This window comes from Natronoflexus pectinivorans (genome assembly GCF_004345615.1).
Classification (GTDB): domain Bacteria; phylum Bacteroidota; class Bacteroidia; order Bacteroidales; family Marinilabiliaceae; genus Natronoflexus; species Natronoflexus pectinivorans.
Genome location: NZ_SLWK01000001.1, coordinates 280,611 through 301,229, shown reverse-complemented (window position 1 = coordinate 301,229; position 20,619 = coordinate 280,611). Strand labels below are relative to the sequence as shown.

Here is a 20,619-nt window from a genome sequence, read left to right as displayed (position 1 = left end):
CAATATGAGTGACCCTAAGGATTTTTACAAATACGCTACCAAGCATATAGGTATCAATAGTATGGTGATGGACAAGTACATGTCTATTGCCAACAGCTACATATCACCCACTATTATTGAGGAGCGTCAGCTTAATATTGCCAGTATGGATGTTTTTTCCAGACTGATGATGGACAGAATCATTTTCCTTGGTTTACCCGTCGACGATTATGTGGCCAATATCATTCAGGCTCAGTTACTGTATCTTGACTCTGCAGATCCAACAAAGGATATTTCAATTTATTTTAATACCCCTGGTGGTTCGGTATATGCAGGATTAGGTATTTATGACACCATGCAGTACATCTCTTCTGATGTGGCAACCATATGTACCGGAATGGCGGCATCCATGGGAGCAGTTCTTCTTACTGCCGGAACTAAAGGGAAACGTTCTGCTTTGAAGCACTCTCGTATCATGATCCATCAGCCGATGGGTGGTGCTCAGGGACAATCCGTTGATATTGAAATTACCACAAGAGAAATTGTAAAACTCAGAAAAGAGTTATACACCATCATTGCCGAACATTCAGGTAATACTTACAAGAAGATAGAAAAAGACTCTGACCGTGACTTCTGGATGACTGCTGAAGAAGCAAAAGCATACGGAATGATCGATGATGTGTTGATTCGTGAGAAGAAGAAGTAGAGGATAGTTTTATGGATAAATGTTCATTTTGCGGCAGGAGCCGTAAAGATACCAATTTGCTGATCGCAGGTGTGTCCGGACACATCTGCGACAGTTGTGTTGAGCAGGCCAAAGCCATTGTTGAAGAGGAGTTTAAGAAAAATGATTCTTTTGACGTAAAAGGCATTGATCTGTTAAAACCAAAGGAGATTAAAAAGTTTCTGGATCAATATGTCATTGGTCAGGATGAAGCGAAAAAGTATCTTTCGGTAGCTGTTTATAATCACTATAAGAGGTTGATGCAGCCATCATCCAATGATGATGTGGAGATTGAAAAATCTAACATTGTGCTGGTTGGGGAAACAGGTACGGGAAAAACACTACTGGCTCGTACCATCGCCAGAATGTTACATGTTCCTTTTACCATTGTAGATGCCACGGTGCTTACCGAAGCAGGTTACGTGGGAGAGGACATCGAGAGCATTCTTACGCGACTGCTGCAGGCTGCCGACTATAATGTAGAAGCTGCTCAAAAGGGTATTGTATTCATTGATGAGATAGATAAAATTGCAAGAAAAGGCGATAATCCATCCATCACAAGGGATGTGTCTGGTGAAGGTGTTCAGCAGGGATTGTTGAAATTATTGGAAGGAGCAGTTGTAAATGTGCCGCCACAGGGAGGGCGTAAGCATCCCGACCAGAAAATGATCCCGGTGGATACAAAGAACATCCTCTTTATTTGTGGAGGAGCTTTTGATGGAATCCAACGTAAAATTGGGCAGAGACTGAACACCAGAGTGGTTGGTTACAAAGCCTCGGAAACCCGTGAAGCCATTGATCCGGATAATTTGCTGCAATATATTGCACCGCAAGATTTAAAAGCTTTTGGACTGATTCCGGAAATCATCGGACGTTTGCCGATACTTACGTATCTCAATCCTCTAGACAGGAGTACTTTACGAAAGATTCTGACAGAACCCAAAAACTCCATAGTAAAACAGTATGTTAAGTTGTTCGAAATGGACAAAATTGAGCTACATTTTCAGGATGAGGCACTGGATTATGTTGTGGATAAAGCAGTGGAGTTCAAACTTGGTGCCAGAGGTTTGCGTTCAATTTGTGAAACCATCATGATGGATCACATGTTTGACAGCCCCGGAAAAAAGACCGGAAAACTGGAAATTACCATTGAATTTGCCCGTGAAAAGATCGAAAAGGCCAACATTGCCCTTCTTAAAGCGGGTTGATGAGATAAAATGAATGAAGTAAAAAAAGGAATCGTAAGATTCCTTTTTTTTGTATCTGGTTGTCTGAATTTTATGTTTCGCCGATAAAATATCTTGTTTAATCTTAGGGGCGTTAGCCCTGGCATCTTACTGCATAGAATACAACTCAATGCAATTAGCAAGGATTATGTTTAACCTGCTGCCCTTGCCAATTAGGTCTACGCCCCTCATTCACCCCAGATCAAAAAGCTGTTTCATCTCCACTGTGCCTCCATCCTTGCATGGTTTTTGAATTTTTTGAATTAAAATGTATCTTTCCTACTTACTAGTTAATTCACAAAACTTGATTTTTTTATGATAATTCGTTTCGCTTTTCTACTTATTATTTCGTTTTCTGTGCTTATAACGGAAGCACAGGAAAACTTGCCGATTAATGTGTCCTCGTTTAATTTGAGGTATGATACCCGTCGAGATCGCGATAATGCGTGGCCAAATCGTCGTGATTTTGTGATGCAGCTGATCAGATATCATGAATTTGATATCATTGGAACCCAGGAGTTACTATTTAATCAAATTGAAGACCTAACGGAGATGGAGGAGTTTGCCTATGTAGGAGGAGGACGAGACGACGGTTTATCAGGGGGAGAGCATTCGACCATTTTTTTTAAAACCGACCGTTTTGGTTTGTTGGATTATGGAGATTTCTGGCTGAGTGAGACACCAGACATCCCTTCAAGGGGTTGGGATGCAGCATTGAATCGGATCTGCACCTGGGTAAAATTAAAGGACTTCACATCGGGAGATACGCTTTTTGTTTTTAATGCGCATTACGATCATCGGGGGAGTGAAGCTCGCATTAGGTCATCAGCACTTGTGAGAACTAAAATAGAAGAGATTGCCAATGGCTATCCTGTTATTTTTACCACCGATTTAAATTCCACTCCCGGTACTGAACCATATAACGTTATTAACAGTTTTCTATATGACGCTTATGACATAACTGAGTTACCTCCATACGGGCCGGTAGGCACTTTTAATGGATTTGATTTGAATGCGCCTCTGAATAGCCGGATTGATTTTGTATTTGTATCTGAGCATTTCCGGGTTCATAAGTATGGAGCATTAACCGATTTTTTAAACGGACGATTTCCATCCGACCATTTGCCGGTGGTTGTACGTGTAACCTTGAGATGATTTAGTCTGTTAAAAGTATTATTGTAATGAAGATAATAACGAAAAATTTGGGATTTAGATCTGATTTTTGGACAGATGGAGTTAATTTTGACTTTATAAAGTTGGCTATAGGGCTTTTTGTCTAGTGTTAAGACAACAATAAAATGACGGGCATGCCTGGTGCGTTTGGTGCTTTCCCCTTGGCTTCGGTGTGAGACTTCGGTGTGAGCTCAGTCGAATACTCAGCCGAACGGGCTTAGGGGTGAGCGAGGGAGATAATTCATATTTGACTTGATACTGATCTATCATTCTAATTTCTAAGGATCTAATTCTCTGTATTAACAGGCAATTTTATAAAACACCTATATTGATGTCGTGGCTGAGGTATATTGTTCTTTCTGGGATTCTTCTAATTCTTCCGATAACTGTTTACAGTCAGTATTTCGGGAAGAATAAACCTTTTTACCGCACTTTTGATTTTCAGTTGGTAGAAACACCACATTTTCAAATTTATCACTATTTTGAAGATGACTCTGTGGTAAACCAATTGGCTGCAATGACCGAAAGATGGTATCGGTTTCATCAGCAAATATTTCTTGATACATTCATAACCCGCAGTCCGATTATTTTTTACGATAATCATGCAGATTTTCAGCAAACCACCGCCATCATGAGCCACATTGGAGTTGGAGTGGGTGGTGTTACAGAAGGGCTGAAGAACAGGGTTGTGATGCCCATGGGTTTTACTTGGCAACAAACCAATCACGTTCTGGGGCATGAATTGGTTCATGCTTTTCAGTTTAATAACCTAACATCAGGAAACGGCACAGGATTATCCTCTATTCAAAACATCCCATTGTGGATGATTGAAGGAATGGCTGAATATCTCTCAATCGGTAGTGTGGATGCACAAACAGCCATCTGGATGAGAGATGCTCTCATGCGAAACAGTTTTCCGACGTTAGAGCAAATGACAGCCTCTCCCCGTTATTCACCTTATCGATTTGGGCAGGCTTTTTGGGCGTATGTGAGCTACAAGTATGGCGAACAATATATTCTTCGTTTGTTTCGTGCAACAGCCCGACAAGGTTACCGGCAGGCATTGAGAGACGTTTTGTTTGTAACTCCGGAGGATTTTTCTGCAGACTGGGAGCGAACTTTGCGAAATCATTTGCTGGAGAATGTTAATGACAGTACTTATAACATCATCGGAAACCGGCTAATAACCAGACAAAATGCCGGACGGTATAATTTAAGTCCATCTGTTAGTCCCGACGGAAAATATATTATTTTCCTGTCTGAAAAGGATATTTATGGGCTGGATCTTTTTCTGGCAGATGCTGTTACGGGAGATATCATAAAGAAAGTTTTTAGTTCTACGCGCCACAGTGAAATTGATGCACTAAACTTTCTGGAAACCGCCGGAACCTGGTCGCCCGATAATAGGCACATTGCTTTTGTTGCCTATTCAAAGGGACGTTCGGTTTTGGTCATATATGATGTGGAACGTTTAAGGGTGATACGAGAAATCTCACCCGAATGCGTTTCAGCAATTAGCTATCCGGCCTGGTCCCCGGATGGTAGTAGTATTGTTTTTTCGGGGCAAACAGGTCTACAAAGTGACCTGTTTCTGTTGAATTTAGAAAGCGGCTCTTGCAGAAACCTGACCAGCAACAATTGGGCAGGTATACAACCTGCCTGGGCGCCCGATGGGAAAACCATTTGGTTTTCCACCGATGAACCTTCCCGCTGGCAAACATCACGCACTGGAGGTTTTTACAACATCGCCGAACTGAGCATTGAAACTGGTGAGACTTTTGTCCATTTTACGTTTGATGGCGCTAGGAACCTTAACCCTGTTCCGGTTCCTGATGGCCGTCATGTGGTCTTCCTCTCTAATCGCGATGGCCGGCGAAATCTTTACGCCTTTGAGATTGAAACAGGATTTTTGCGACAAATAACGGATTATCCTACCGGTATCACAGGAATGACAGAACTTTCTCCGGCTATGGGGTTTGGAGGAAACAGCCTTTATTATAATCTGCTGTGGGGAGGTGAATTTCAAATTATCAAAACTACGTTTGATAATTTGTGGTCGCTGTCGAGACCCATTTCAGATCGACAAAAAGATAATCATGCGGCTCGTCTGGTTCCCTACTCTGCTAATTTGTCTCTGGTGGAGCAAAACCTGTTAAACATGTCTCCATCGTATAAGCCTCCGGTAGAAGTAGCCCAATCACGCTTAAGGCGACAATTTCAGCTTGATTACATCGGAAATATGGGTGTTGGAGTAGCCACAGGGAGATTTGGAACCGGAATGGCCGGAAGTGTGGAGGCTCTTTTTAGCGATATGTTAGGACGAAACTTGCTTTATACTGCTGTGAGCATTAATGGAAGGATTCATGATTTTGGTGGGCAGCTGGCTTATATGAACCAGAGCCGGCGATTGCGTTTAGGTGGAAGTTTCTCCCATATCCCATTCAGAACCGGTTATTATACCTACGAGAATGGTGATCCGGATCTTAATGACCGGGGAGAGTTGGTGTTTTATAACAGACGTATTTTCGAGGATAAACTTGCTGCATTTTCAAATTGGCCATTAAACCGATACCGTAGAATTGAAGCAGGCGTTGCCTATGCTTTTTACACATATAGAACCGAACGCATATCCTCTCCCTCCTTTTACTATCCTGCTTATAGTGCTGCCGGAGAGCGGGTAGAATCTCCGCCTTCCTTTGGTGTAGGTACTTTTGATTTGGCTTTTGTGTCGGATAATTCCCGTTTTGGTATAACCTCTCCGGTTGATGGGCATCGCTTCAGAGTTCAGGCTGAACAATATTTTAACGATATGAATTACCGGGGCTTTCTATTCGATTACCGTAAATACTGGTTTGTTCGGCCGAATAGCTTTGCTCTCAGGGTTTATCATTACGGTCGATATGGGCAAGATGCAGATGACAACAGGTTTTACAGGTTGTTTTTAGGATACCCCTGGTTGATCAGAGGGTACAATACCTCTGCCAGTTATTCTTCTGAAACGGTAGAGGGGCAATCCATCTCTTTTAATCAGTTGGCTGGTTCAAGATTGTTGCTCGGTAATTTTGAGTGGAGGTTACCATTTAGTGGGCCCATGGATTTTGCTATGGTCCGTTCAGGGCTATTCGTTAGCGAAATGGCTCTTTTTATGGATGGTGGTATTAGCTGGGATGAAACCAGTGCTCCGGTTTTTTCGCTAACGTCCAACAGTGATGAAAACAGAATACCGGTAATGAGCACAGGTGTCACATTTCGATTTAATATTTTTGGAGTTATGGTGCTGGAAACCTATTACGCCGTTCCTTTTTTTCAGCAACGTTTCCACAGAGGTGAAATTGGGTTTAATCTGATGCCCGGATTTTAATCATGGCCATATCTAAAAATCTGCTGTAAAGCAGATGGATTATCATTGTTGAAATCTCTCTTTTCTATAACCATTCTGGTTTATCGATCGTATAATCTATTTAATATTGGAGCTGATTGTTAAAAAAGACTCAATGTCTTTTTAAAATTGTTTATGACCAAACCAGGGGCAATATGTAGCTTTTTAAGCATCACACTCATTTTGCAAATTCTCTTTTTTAATAAAATAGTGCGAAAACCCGTTTGGGATAGCGATTATTTCTTTTTATCTTTAAAAGAGAGGAAAGAGGTTAAAAATTCGAAGAATTTTTAACCTCAAAATTTATTGGTTTTTCTAGGTTTGAAAAGTGAGGTTGATCTTTTGAATATTGGTTTCTAGGATAGGAAGGATGTGAAGTTGTGAATCCAATCTGTAGAATTAGCTGTTTATCAGAATTTAAAATATCAGATTGAATAACTAAAAACTATCGCCTATGCTTACTTCAGTTTTTGTAATTGTTCCAATTGCATCACTTTTTGCGCTCTTTTTTGCCTGGTGGTTTTTCAGGCAAATGATGAAAAGTTCCGAAGGAACTGATGATATGAAACGAATTGCTGCCCATGTTCGAAAAGGAGCATCGGCCTACTTAAAGCAGCAATACAAAATTGTAATCATTGTGTTCCTTGTTATCACAGTAATTTTTTCAATACTGGCTTATGGTTTAGGCGTTCAGAATAAATGGGTGCCTTTTGCCTTTATTACCGGAGGTGCCTTTTCAGGGCTGGCAGGTTTTTTTGGCATGAAAGCGGCTACATACGCATCGGCCAGGGTGGCTAATGCTTGTCGTACTTCGCTGAATGGCGGACTCAAACTGGCATTTCGAAGCGGGGCTGTTATGGGCTTGGTGGTAGTTGGTTTGGTTTTATTGGACATCTCAGCCTGGTTTTTGGTTCTAAACCATTTTATTCCTGAAATGGATGGAGGGTATAAGTTGATGACCATCACCGCCATTATGCTTACATTTGGTATGGGAGCCTCAACACAGGCATTGTTTGCCCGTGTTGGTGGAGGTATTTATACCAAAGCAGCAGATGTTGGGGCAGATTTGGTAGGGAAAGTTGAGGCAGGGATACCGGAAGATGATCCACGGAATCCTGCAACCATTGCCGACAATGTTGGAGACAATGTAGGGGATGTTGCCGGAATGGGAGCCGATCTGTTTGAGTCTTTTGCCGCATCTATTTTAGCAACGGCTTTATTGGGCGCTGCAGCCTATATCGATAATGAGTCCGTTCAGCTAAATGCGGTGTTAGCCCCCATGTTGATTGCTGCTGTAGGAACACTTTTATCCATAGCAGGTGTTTTCATGGTTCGTACGCGAGAAGGTGCCACGCAAAAGGATCTGCTAAAGTCGCTCGGGTTTGGGGTTAATTTTAGCGCCTTTTTAATTGTAATAGCTTCATTCTTCATACTGAGGTTTTTGAATATGCCTAACTATGCAGGAGTTTGGGGATCCATTGTAACTGGCCTTTTGGCAGGAATTGCCATTGGTCAGTCTACCGAGTATTTTACAGCGTCTGCCTATAAGCCAACAAAGAAAATAGCAGAGTCCGGAGAGTCCGGCCCTGCCACAGTTATTATAAGTGGCATTGGAACCGGACTTATATCAGCCGCAGTTCCTCTACTTATTATTGTGGTGGGTATTACTCTTGCTTTCTCGTTTGCAACCGGCTTCGACTTTACCATGTCACAATTAAATAAGGGGCTTTATGGCATTGGAATTGCTGCTGTGGGTATGCTCTCAACTCTTGGAATAACCCTAGCCACAGATGCATATGGCCCAATTGCTGATAATGCCGGAGGAAATGCAGAGATGTGTCATCTTGGAGAAGAGGTTCGTAAACGTACTGATGCTTTGGATTCTTTAGGAAATACAACTGCAGCTACAGGAAAAGGCTTTGCCATTGGAAGTGCCGCGCTTACAGCGCTTGCTCTTTTAGCATCATATTTTGAGGAGGTGCGTATGATGTTCGTGAAATTCCTCGATATGCCAAATGAACTGATCAATGGCGTACCTGCAATTGACGCTGAGTTCCTTGATTTTGTTCAGCATTATCAAATACACCTGATGAACCCAACTGTCATTGCAGGAATATTTTTAGGTGTCATGTCGGTTTTCATTTTTAGCGGAATGACGATGAATGCAGTAGGACGGGCAGCTCAAAAAATGGTGGATGAAGTTCGCCGTCAGTTTAAAGCAAGTCCTGGAATAATGGAAGGCACCGAAGAACCTGACTATGCGAGATGTGTTGAGATTTCAACTCGTGGTGCTCAAAAGGAAATGTTATTGCCATCTGTAATAGCGTTATTTATTCCTGTAGTTGTTGGAATCGTTTTTGGAGTTCCTGGTATAGCAGGGTTATTGATGGGAACAATATCCAGTGGTTTTGCTTTGGCCATATTTATGGCAAATGCCGGTGGAGCATGGGATAATGCTAAAAAATATGTCGAAGAGGGGCATCATGGTGGTAAAGGATCTGATATCCATAAGGCTACAGTGATTGGTGATACCGTTGGTGATCCTTTTAAAGATACATCAGGACCCAGCTTGAATATTCTTATTAAGTTAATGGTTATGGCTTCGGTTGTTACTGTTGGGATTGCGGTTTCATATCCGCTCATTAAACCTTGGTTGGGATAAGGTAGAAATTTAGTTGTATAGCCATAAAAAAGTAGATTTGAGTTAAGTTGTTTATATTAGTTAAAGCATCGGCATTGCCGATGCTTTAACTTTATAGGTTCCGGAACTTGATTTCACTCAGGTTGCTATATGCTGATGATTTACTATATTTGAGTAAAGAGATCTACATTATGAATCATCCATCGTTTGAGGAAATAACCAAGGCTTCCGAACTTATTCGTCCATATATTCGGCAAACCGTTGTAATTGAAAGCACAATAATTAATCGATTGATGCATGGGCATGTCTTTTTTAAATGTGAGCACCAGCAAAAGGCCGGCGCATTTAAGTTTAGAGGAGCTACCCATGCGGTTTTTAGATTGGATGAAGAAGAGGCCGCAAAGGGAGTGGCCACACATTCGTCAGGGAACCATGGTGCTGCATTGTCGTTGGCGGCATCATTTCGTGGAATTGATGCCCATATTGTGATGCCCAAAAATGCACCTTTAGTCAAAGTGGAGAATGTTAGGAATTCTGGAGGTAAGATTGTTTTCTGTGAACCCACACTTCAATCACGGGAAGATACATTAACAGAGGTGGTGAAGGATACCGGTGCTGTTTTTATACATCCTTACGACAATTATGATGTGATTTGTGGGCAGGGAACTGCCGCTTTGGAGATGCTCAGGAATACCGGAGAGCTGGATTGCGTTTTGGCACCCGTTGGTGGAGGTGGGTTGCTGAGCGGTACTTCAATTGCCACCAAAGGTTTATTCGCCGGGTGTATGGTCATAGGAGCGGAACCTGAAAATGCCGATGACGCTTGCCAATCATTTCACACCGGAAAAGTTGTTCCATCCGTTAACCCTGAAACAATTGCCGATGGTTTAAGAACTTCTTTAAGTGATCTTACTTTTTCAATAATAAAAAAGAACGTTACCGACATATTTACTGTTTCGGAAATATCGATAAAAGCGGCCATGATCATGTTGAGAAAACATGCCGGAATACTTGCAGAACCATCTTCGGCAGTGCCAATGGCTGCTGTTATGGAGAATCGTGAGTTTTTTGAAGGAAAACGCATTGGTATCATTATTACCGGAGGTAATATTGATACGACTAAATATGATTTTTGGGATGCTGAATTTTAATACATACCTTTATTAATTGTTTTAACCTTAAAGCATGTAATTGAGTATGTATAAAAATTGGGATTTACCAACACCTCCTTTTTGGCTTGCACTTATTCCTATTCTTGTAACAGGTGTTTCGCTGGGATTTTCTGTTTTCATGTTCGATGCGGAACCTCATTTTTCGTTGTTTTTAGGAGCAACTGCAGCCGGCCTTTGTGCTTATTTTTATGGTTATAAATGGAATACAATAAAAGAGGGCTTCCGATCTGCCATTAATAGAACCATCCCATCCATTATTATTTTGTTGATTATCGGGATGTTGATATCAGTATGGATCGCAAGCGGCATTGTGCCCGCCATGATGTTTTACGGGTTTGAGTTTTTAGTGGAACAATGGTTTCTTCCGTTGATATTGCTGTTTTCAAGTTTTATGGCACTAATAACGGGGAGTTCATGGTCAACAGTTGGAACCATTGGGGTGGCAGCCATGGGTGTTAGCCAGGGCTTGGGAATTCCACCAGCGATTACTGCAGGGGCTGTGGTCTCTGGTTCTTTTTTTGGTGATAAAATATCACCCATGTCTGACTCCACAAACTTGACCCCGTCTGTGCTTGGCGTGAATCTATACACACACATCAAACACATGCTATATACCACTATTCCTGCTCTGATTATTTCTTTAGTGGTATTTACGATAATTGGTTTTGTGATGGTTAGTGATGGCGATACAGGTGATGTTGCTTTATATACCGACAGTATTCTTGAAAATTTTAATTTGTCTATCTGGCTATTTATTCCACCGATACTGGTTATATATATGATTGTCAAAAAAATCCCTGCTATTCCTAGTCTCATTGCCGGAGTTTTGTCCGGTGGCATCGTTTTTATTGTGGTCCAGGGTGGAAGTTTCGCCGCTTTTATGGACACTGTTTACTCAGGATTTGTTCTGGAGTCGGGCAATGAAGAAACGAATGCGCTCTTTTCGCGGGGAGGCATAGAGAGTATGTACAATGTGGTTTCGTTGGCGTTGATTTCACTTGCTTTTGGCGGAATAATGGACAGCACCGGTATGTTGCATAGCATTGTTTTAAAGATGGCAGGAATGGTTAAAACAGTGGGTAATTTGACGTTGACGGTTCTCGGAACATCGGTTTTTATCAATATTTTCGGTGCCAATCAATACCTGGCCGTAATTTTACCAGGCCAAATGTTTGAGGAGTGCTACCGCGATAAAAAATTAAAATTGAAAAATCTCACCCGTACTCTTGAAGGTGGCGGTACCTTAACAGCACCACTTATTCCGTGGAACAGCAGTGCTGTTTTTGTCTATTCCGCTTTAGGAATATCGGCAATGGAATATGCTCCATATGCTGTTTTGTGTTGGTTAACTGCAATTGTTGTGGCCATTTTTGGTTATGCTGGTATTACTATGCATAAGTTGAAGTCTTATGAACCGGAAGAGAAAGAGGATGATCTATGATTGCAATAGTTGGTTCGTCTCGAATGCTTCAGGATAGCGATGATATAGGTTTGTAGATTGATAGGTCAATAGGTTATTAGAATGAAATTGAATCTGCTGAGCGATGCGAAGTTCCGCAAGGTGTGAAACGCAACGAAGAACTTGAGGCATCGCTTCAAGTGTTCTTGTTTTTTTCTTAGTGTACTTTGTGGCTTTGTGGGAGATTCTTTATTTTTGCAGGTACTAGAAGATTCTTATGGCGGAAGAGGAGCGTAGTTTTTTAGAAAAATTTAAGGAGGTATCGCAAAACAAATCCCGCGATAATCAATTGTTTCTTGAGCGATTGCGAAAGAAGCGACCGGTAAAACTTGACGAAACTGTAGAGGGGTTTCATAATGCGGCATTTGAGAAAATTGATTGTTTGTCTTGTGCCAACTGTTGTAAAACAACCAGCCCGATTATAATTGATCGGGATATCGATCGAATTGCGAAACGCCTAAAAATGAAACCTTCGCAGATGATTGATGCTTACCTGATATTGGATGAGGAGGGGGATTATGTTTTTAAATCTGCACCTTGTCCGTTTTTGATGCCCGATAACTATTGTATGATTTATGAAGATCGTCCACGGGCTTGCAGAGAGTATCCACACACCAATCGGAAAAGATTCTATCAGATATTAAAGCTTACCTGGAGAAATACTCTGTTTTGTCCGGCTGTATTGGATGTGGTGGAAAATCTTAAAAATCATTATGGGAATAAATAATGGCTTACAGAAAGTTGGATTGTTGCAATTAAAACCGTTTTTTTTCGTTGATTATGCATAAAGATATGAAAACGCAATAAACAGTTTAAATCAACTGTGGAAAGTTTAAAGAGTTGAATGTAATTATTAATAGAAAAAGGATTTGAAGAAATTCAGGATATTATTGGTTTTGGTTTTTCTTGCCGGAACATTTAATGCTCATAGCCAAAGAGGAGGAGAATCTGTATTTGGACTGCTAAATCTGACACAGTCAGCACGGATTGCTTCGTTAGGAGGTAACCAGGTTGGTTTGCACGGCCATGATTTGTCTATTCTGATGCACAATCCAGGGATGTTGGATTCGACATTGAGTCAGCAAATATCTATGAGTTATGTGCCTTATATGGCTGGCATCAACTATGGATTTTCGGGAGCTGCATACTCTTTTGAGGGGATAGGCAATTTTGCAATCGGTTTCCACCATGTTGGTTACGGGTCTTTTGTAGCGGCTGATGAAACCGGTTTAATAACCGGTTCTTTCAGCGCCGGAGAAACAGTTGTACAACTTACTTACAGTCGACAGCTTTCTCCGCAATGGAGCGCCGGAATCTCAATAAAACCTGTTTTCAGTCGCATTGAATCATACAATTCATGGGGTATTGCTTCAGACATTGGCTTTTTTTATCGCCACAGGGATGGTTTATTAACCGGAGGGGCTGTGCTTCGGAATTATGGACATCAGATCGCTTCATATTCCGGTGGACAAACAGAGCCTATAGCGTCTGATCTGCAATTTGGAATTGCACAAAAGCTTGAGCACGCACCTTTCCGGTTTTCGCTAACTGTGCAGGATTTGCTGGGTGGGACACTGCAATATTCTCTTCGGGATCAGGAAGAGCACGGGCTTGTATTTGGAGAGAGGGGAACGGGTGACAACTTTGTTGAAAAGGCTGCAAGACACCTAACCGTGGGCGTTGAATTTGTTCCTTCCGATAATTTTTACGTGGCAGCAGGAATGAATCCCCGTCGAAGGCAGGAGCTTAAAGTTGAGTCAAAAACCTCAACAGTGGGTTTTAGCTGGGGCTTCGGAATTAGGATCTCAAAGTTTAACTTTTCTTATGGATCTGCGAGATATCATCTGAGTGGAACTTCCAACCATTTTTCTATCACAACCAACTTAACGGCCTTTTAGTAATTACTGATGGTTTCTGATGATATTTTGTAACTTTGAGCGAATAATCATTGTAACTTAAGCAGCACCCTCATGTCAAAACCAGCAGACAAAATAATCATCGCCATAGATGGCCACTCATCGTGTGGGAAAAGCACAATCGCTAAAGATTTAGCAAAGAAACTGAATCTGATATATATTGATACCGGAGCCATGTATAGAGCGGTAACGCTATTTGCTTTGAGTCGGGGTTTTATTAATAATGACGGTATAAATGCTGACAAACTGCGGAATAGCCTATCCGAAATTGTGGTAGAGTTTAAGCGCAATTCCAGCACCGGAGAGTTGGATACTTGGTTAAATGGAGAAAACGTTGAAAAGGCTATTCGGACTCTGGAGGTCAGCAATAATGTAAGTGCCATCAGTGCATTAAAGTTCGTACGGGAGAGGATGGTAAAACTTCAGCAAGAGATGGGACAAAGCGGTGGAGTGGTGCTTGATGGCCGTGATATTGGAACGGTTGTTTTTCCAAATGCTGATCTGAAATTGTTTATGACCGCCAGTCCGGAAGTTCGTGCGCAAAGAAGGTTTGATGAAATGCAAAGCAAAGGAGAGTGCGTTACTTTTGAGGATGTTCTCTCTAATGTGCAAAATCGTGACCATATTGATAGCACACGCGTTGAGAGCCCTTTGCGCAAGGCCGATGATGCTCTGGTTCTTGATAATAGCTTCATGGACAGGGAGGAACAGTTTGATTGGGTTTTGGAAAAGTTAAGTGAACGTGGCCTATATAAACTTCTACAGAAATGATGGACGGTTCTATGAATATGCAGAAGTTAATCATTGAGGTAGATAAAAAATCGGGTTTCTGCTTTGGTGTGGCACGAGCAGTAAAATTGGCAGAAGAATCTTTAAATAAGGGAGATTTGTTATCTAGTCTTGGCGATATTGTGCATAATGAAGAGGAGGTAAATCGTCTGAAAAAGAAGGGGATGGGTGTTTTACCTGAGGCTTGTTTTGAACACTCTAATGAACAGACCATATTATTCAGAGCACATGGTGAACCTCCAGCCACCTATAAAAAAGTTGAAAAATCCGGGGCAAAATTGATCGATGCCACATGCCCGGTTGTCTTAAAACTTCAGGAGCGGGTCAAAAAAGCCTGGAAAGAAATGCAGTCGGTCAACGGACAGATCATAATATATGGGAAAAAGGGTCATGCTGAGGTGAGAGGGTTGGTTGGCCAAACCAATGACGAAGCAATTGTAATACAATTTCCTGAAGAGATCAAAAACCTTGCACCAAACAAACCTACCATTCTGTTTAGTCAGACTACCATGAGTTATTCAGGATTCGATGAGATCAGCAATCTGTTGGAAAAGCACCTTATTGATCCCGATTTTCTTAAGGTAAATCGTACAATCTGTGCACAGGTTGGTAATCGGGTGCCTCATTTGCAGGATTTTTCCTCAAAATATGATGTTGTTCTCTTTGTTGGCGGGAAAAAAAGCAGCAATGGGCAGTTTTTGTTTGAAGTCTGTAAAAAGGTTAATCCCGCAACATATTATGTTACTGGAACAACAGATGTGAAAAAGGATTGGTTTTCGAATAAAATAACTTCAATTGGGATATGTGGAGCAACATCTACTCCTCAATGGCTAATGGAGAATCTTGCTGAATCAGTGAAAAGGCTGCTCGTATGAGCAGCCTTTTTTTGATATAAATTTCTAATCTGTTTTCTGCTATATATGTGCAAACCGCAATGTCGAATCATAATTTTATTTCGGTATCTGTTGAGCATTATCTCATTAAAACTTGATTTTTATTGATGTACACGTATTAAATATGGCTGTTTTTGTATTTGAAAGGTTGACCTTCGAGTTTATTATAGTTTTTGGAAAATTTGTATTATTGGAAATTAATAGTTCTGTTTAGATTTGTTATCGTTATTAAATCAATGTTTTTTAACAGATAAATATTCAATTAATTAAATATGTTACTATGCGGAATTTAGTTTTTTTGCTGATTTTGGTTTTATGTGCAACCAGTTTTTCCAACGCTGAGAGAAATGACTGGGAAGCACAGGATGTTTTTGCAGTTAACAAACGTCCTGCATTTGCAAACTCGTTTCCATTCAGGAATATCGATGAAGCAAGGAAAAATGATAGAAGAAACTCAGATTATTACCAATCATTAAACGGAGATTGGGATTTTGATTGGTCTATAAATCCTTCCCAGCGTCCAAAAGATTTCTTTAAGCCTAATGTATCAACAGATGATTGGGATAAAATTCCGGTTCCCGGAAACTGGCAAATGCATGGCTTCGGAACTCCGATTTATGTCAATGTTCAATATCCCTTTGTGGTTGACCCCCCACATATACAGGATTTTTATAATCCAGTTGGTTCTTATGTGACACATTTTGAAATTCCTTCCAATTGGAGCCAAGATCAAGTTATTTTACATTTTGGAGCAGTAAACTCCGCTATGTATATTTGGGTAAACGGAGAAAAAGTTGGTTATTCTCAGGAATCCAAATTGCCAGCTGAATTTGATATCACAGAATTTCTTAAAACCGGAAAAAACAAACTTGCTGTTCAGGTTTTTCGCTGGTCTGATGCCAGCTATATTGAGGGTCAGGATATGTGGCGCTTATCTGGAATAGAGAGAGATGTTTACTTGTACTCGTTACCAAAAACACATGTAGCAGACTTTTTTGTCAAGGCAGGCTTAACCTCGAATTATCGTGATGGATTATTCGATCTGGACATAGAATTAAATGAGGTAAAGCCGGGATATTCTGTTGATGTTAAGTTGGTGGACGCAAATGGGAGTCCCGTTTTTAGCGAAACAAAGGCTGTTAATAACAACAAGTTGAATTTTGATTACAGGCTTCGTCGTGTAAATCAGTGGAGTGCAGAAAGTCCTTACTTATACCAATTGTTTATTACACTAAAGGATAATCAAAATAATGTTGTTGATATCAGAACCTCGCGGGTTGGTTTCAGGACCGTTGAATTAAAGAACCGTCAGCTCTTGGTAAATGGTCAGCCGGTATTGCTAAAGGGTGTTAATCGTCACGATCATGATATGATTAATGGTCACTATATCACCCGGGAAGCCATGGAGGCAGATATTAAACTGATGAAGGAGTTTAATATTAATGCCGTTCGTACTGCTCACTATCCCAATGATTCATATTTATATGAACTATGCGACATTTATGGTATGTATGTGGTAAATGAGGCGAATATAGAATCTCATGGACTTGGAGTGTATGATGTTCCGGATAATGGATACAATATGAATAACATCCTTGCACGTGATCCTGATTGGCTTGCTCCAAAGAAGGATCGCATGAAGAGATTGGTGCAAAGAGATAAGAATCACCCATCAGTTATAATCTGGTCGCTTGGAAATGAAGCCGGACGTGGAGAAAATTTCCGCCAGCTTTATAAAGCAACAAAAGAGTGGGATCCAACACGACTTGTTCAGTATGAACAAGCATTTACAGAGGATTACACTGATATTGTAGCTCCTATGTACATGCGTATACCAGAGATGAAGGACTTTTTAAAGTTAAATGATCACCGTCCATTAATTTTGTGTGAATACTCTCATGGTATGGGTAACAGTAATGGAAACATTATTGATTATTGGGAGTTGATCAGGAATGAGCCTCAGTTACAGGGAGGTTTTATTTGGGACTGGATGGATCAGGGATTGTTACAACATACTGCTGATGGAACTTCTTATATTGCTTATGGAGGGGACTTTGGTCCACATGATGTACCATCTGATGGTGATTTTTGTATGAATGGAATTGTCTTTGCCGACAGAACCCCAAAACCTGCATTGTGGGAAGTGAAAAAAGCCTATCAAAATTTCTGGTTTACAGCCAATGATCTATCCAGAGGTCGAATTCGAGTTTTTAATGAGCATTTTTTCCGCACCACTGAACCTTATAATTTTACCTACGAGATCAAGTCAGAGGGACAAGTTGTTAGCCAGGGTACGCTTGATTTTAGAAGACCCATTGCTCCTCAGGGAGATGCCGTGGTGAATATTCCTATGGATTTTTCAGTTGAACCTGGTAAAGAGTATTTCCTTAATCTATATGTAACTTTAAAGAATGACGAAGGAATACTAAGTGCCAACCATGTGGTTGCCACAGAGCAATTTTTACTTCCGGTTTTTGTAGCCAAGGAAGAAGCGTCTATAGACTATTCTTCTCTTACATTGACAGAGAGTGATAAGCACTATTACTTTTTGGGAAAAGACTTTGCCATTATCATGGATAAATCGACCGGTAATATTTCTGACTGGAAATATGCAGGAAGAGATATGTTGCGACGTTCATTACAGCCTAACTTCTGGAGGGTTCCCACCAGCAACGACAAGGGAAACAATATGCCAACCCGCCTGTCGGTGTGGAGAAATGTACAGGGAGAGCGCACCTTGGAATCCATTAATGTAACCAAAGAACAGGATGGTATCTATCTTGTAGAGGTTGCATCCACAATCGCTCCTTCTTCATCAGTTTATAATGTAACCTACTTAATAAAGGGAGACGGGAGTGTCGATGTTTCGGTTTACTTTAATAAGGTAGATGAAAACTTGCCAGAATTGCCTCGCTTTGGAATGAATTTGATAATGCCTGGTGAATTTAATTATGTAACATGGTATGGCAAGGGGCCATTTGAAACTTATCAGGACAGGGAGTCGGCAGCTTTTGTTGATTTATACAGTGGAAGAGTAATTGATCAGCATACTCCTTATCCTGTGCCTCAGGAGAGTGGTAATAAGACGCATGTTCGTTGGTTTGAGGTCTCCAATGAGAGAGGCTTTGGGTTCCGAATTGATGGAAAGCAGCCTTTAAATTCAAGTACTTATCATTTTACCATTGATGATTTGGGGAATAACCTGACTCATTATTATGAATTGCCTCAAAGAAATATCACAGAAGTGAATATCGATTTGGAGCAGATGGGTGTTGGGGGAGATAATAGTTGGGGTAACCATACTCATGACCAATATAAATTGTTGGGTTCGGAGTATAGCTATCAGTTTACAATCACCCCCTTTAGAAAATAATTCAATCAAGTTATGCAAACAGAGCTGTGGTTTAATTAACCACAGCTCTTGTTATCTCTAGCCCATCCCAATATAGCTGAAATTATCACATGACTTAAATAAGTGCTCTTCATGCAGGAAACGAGCCATGAGAATCGTCAGATAGACAAAGTCAAAGCTTTTCTCACACAGGCGAAGTACTGAGCCCAGTCGGAGTAAGTATGACTGGATTGGCGAGTTCCATCCCGATTACTCGGGATTAAAATACAAATTATAGACACATGAAAATTTTAATACCTCTAATATTTGTTGTCACCATTGGGGTCTTTGGTTGTAAGGCCAATAATAATGTTGCACGCAGTTCTGAAACCATTGAATTAATTATCAATCAAAATAAGAAGCATCAGGTAATACATGGTTTTGGAGCCTCGGATGCTTGGAGTTGCCAGTTTGTTGGCAAATATTGGCCGGAGGACAAAAAGGAACAAATAGCAGACTGGCTGTTTAGCTCTCAGTTAGATAACGACTCAAACCCTGAGGGGATTGGCTTAAATATGTGGCGATTTAACATTGGTGGGGGAAGTGCTGCACAGGGAAGAAATAGCGGAATCAGAGATGTATGGCGAAGGGCAGAGTCGTTTATGGTTGGAGATTCGCAGTATGATTGGAATCAGCAATCAGGTCAACGTTGGTTCTTAAAAGCTGCACAAGAAAGAGGCGTGGAGCATTTTATTGGCTTTTTAAACAGCCCTCCTGTATTTCTGACAAGAAATGGGCGTGCGTACTCATCAGATAATCAGAGATATAATTTGTCTGAAGAGAATTATTCAGCATTCGCTGTTTATCTTGCTGATGTAGTTGAGAATATTGAAAAGAATGATGGCGTATTTTTGAATTACATTAGCCCATTTAACGAGCCTCAATGGGACTGGATTGATGGCGGACAAGAAGGGACTCCTTCACAAAACAATGAAATTGCTGCCATTACCCGAATTATTAATCAGGAATTTGAGAAACGAAATATCGTTTCTCAATTGGAAATTCCAGAAACAGCACATTATAAGTATCTGTATGAAACCAACGATAAACCAGGGAGAGGAATTCAGATTCGTGCTTTTTTTGATCCAGAATCCGATAATTTTGTTGGCAATTTATCACGTGTTACTCCCAAAATTGCAGCACACAGTTATTTTACCACTTGGCCAACAGAAAATTTGGTGGAAACCAGAAAGCGGGTTCGAAAAACTATTGAATCTAACCCCATGCCCATTGAATTTTGGATGACAGAGTATTGCATTCTGGAAAACAATAGCGAAATTACGGGGCCAGGACGAGATCTGGGGATGGATGCTGCCTTATATATGGCCAGGGTGATGTTCGCCGATCTTGTTTTTGCCAATGCTCAATCGTGGCAATGGTGGCTTGGTGTAAGTCCTTATGATTATAATGATGGTTTGGTTTATATAGATCATGATAAATATGACGGAGAAATATATGACTCTAAGAAATTATGGGCCATGGGTCATTTTTCACGATTTGTACTTCCAGGAATGAGGAGAGTTCAAGTTTCGAGGGGTGACCAACTACAGGACGAAGATGCCCTTGAATCCTTAATGAGTACTGCATTTGTGTCTGACGATGGACAATATACTACGATGGTATTGATTAACTATTCAGAAACTTCGATTCCTTTTGTAATGACCACTGAATATGCAGAATTGAATACTGAATTCAAATACTATTTAACCGACCATAGATCTGAAAACAATCTTACCCGCAAAGGTACAATTGTCATTGGAGATGTGGTGGAAATGCCAGCCAGAGCAATGATTACGATAACAAATGTTAATTGAGGATCGTTTTTTTATAAAGATCGAATGAATGGTTATATGATAAAAAATGCTATCTGAGAAATC

General features: G+C 40.8%; 13 protein-coding genes. All 13 read left to right on the top strand.

Going from position 1 to position 20,619, the window contains the following annotated elements:
• The first annotated feature begins 4 nt into the window (after positions 1-4).
• On the top strand, positions 5-685 hold the full coding sequence (gene clpP, locus EV194_RS01185) for an ATP-dependent Clp endopeptidase proteolytic subunit ClpP (RefSeq protein WP_132431255.1): 681 nt from the start codon (positions 5-7) through the stop codon (positions 683-685).
• 11 nt (positions 686-696) lie between these two features.
• Positions 697-1,911: an ATP-dependent Clp protease ATP-binding subunit ClpX gene (gene clpX, locus EV194_RS01180; protein WP_132431253.1), complete on the top strand. Its 1,215-nt coding sequence runs from the start codon at positions 697-699 to the stop codon at positions 1,909-1,911.
• 333 nt (positions 1,912-2,244) lie between these two features.
• Positions 2,245-3,084 (top strand): endonuclease/exonuclease/phosphatase family protein, encoded by an 840-nt coding sequence (locus tag EV194_RS01175; protein WP_132431251.1) that lies wholly within the window; start codon positions 2,245-2,247, stop codon positions 3,082-3,084.
• Positions 3,085-3,433: 349 nt separating this feature from the next.
• The gene (locus tag EV194_RS01170) at positions 3,434-6,463 is read left to right on the top strand and encodes a basic secretory protein-like protein (protein ID WP_132431249.1); all 3,030 of its coding nucleotides are present in this window, start codon (positions 3,434-3,436) and stop codon (positions 6,461-6,463) included.
• 472 nt (positions 6,464-6,935) lie between these two features.
• Positions 6,936-9,143, top strand: a complete 2,208-nt coding sequence (locus EV194_RS01165) for a sodium-translocating pyrophosphatase (protein WP_132431247.1) — start codon at positions 6,936-6,938, stop codon at positions 9,141-9,143.
• A 170-nt stretch (positions 9,144-9,313) separates the two neighbouring features.
• Positions 9,314-10,273 carry a pyridoxal-phosphate dependent enzyme gene (locus tag EV194_RS01160; protein WP_132431245.1) on the top strand — a complete coding sequence of 320 codons (960 nt, stop codon included), beginning with the start codon at positions 9,314-9,316 and terminating at the stop codon, positions 10,271-10,273.
• A gap of 46 nt (positions 10,274-10,319) precedes the next feature.
• Positions 10,320-11,735, top strand: coding sequence for a Na+/H+ antiporter NhaC (nhaC, locus tag EV194_RS01155; RefSeq protein ID WP_132431243.1), 1,416 nt, complete (start codon positions 10,320-10,322; stop codon positions 11,733-11,735).
• A 235-nt stretch (positions 11,736-11,970) separates the two neighbouring features.
• The gene (locus EV194_RS01150) at positions 11,971-12,480 is read left to right on the top strand and encodes a YkgJ family cysteine cluster protein (protein ID WP_132431241.1); all 510 of its coding nucleotides are present in this window, start codon (positions 11,971-11,973) and stop codon (positions 12,478-12,480) included.
• 142 nt (positions 12,481-12,622) lie between these two features.
• Entirely contained in the window at positions 12,623-13,651 is a 1,029-nt protein-coding gene (gene porQ / locus EV194_RS01145) for a type IX secretion system protein PorQ (protein WP_132431239.1), read from the top strand.
• Positions 13,652-13,723: 72 nt separating this feature from the next.
• The gene (gene cmk / locus EV194_RS01140; RefSeq protein ID WP_132431237.1) at positions 13,724-14,440 is read left to right on the top strand and encodes a (d)CMP kinase; all 717 of its coding nucleotides are present in this window, start codon (positions 13,724-13,726) and stop codon (positions 14,438-14,440) included.
• The gene (locus tag EV194_RS01135) at positions 14,437-15,333 is read left to right on the top strand and encodes a 4-hydroxy-3-methylbut-2-enyl diphosphate reductase (RefSeq protein WP_243699293.1); all 897 of its coding nucleotides are present in this window, start codon (positions 14,437-14,439) and stop codon (positions 15,331-15,333) included. The genes cmk and EV194_RS01135 overlap by 4 nt, the downstream gene beginning before the upstream one ends.
• A gap of 298 nt (positions 15,334-15,631) precedes the next feature.
• Complete coding sequence (locus tag EV194_RS01130; RefSeq protein ID WP_132431235.1) at positions 15,632-18,724, top strand: glycoside hydrolase family 2 TIM barrel-domain containing protein; 3,093 nt, start codon at positions 15,632-15,634, stop codon at positions 18,722-18,724.
• Between the two features lie 260 nt (positions 18,725-18,984).
• Positions 18,985-20,556, top strand: coding sequence for a glycoside hydrolase (locus EV194_RS01125; protein WP_132431233.1), 1,572 nt, complete (start codon positions 18,985-18,987; stop codon positions 20,554-20,556).
• Positions 20,557-20,619 lie beyond the last annotated feature (63 nt).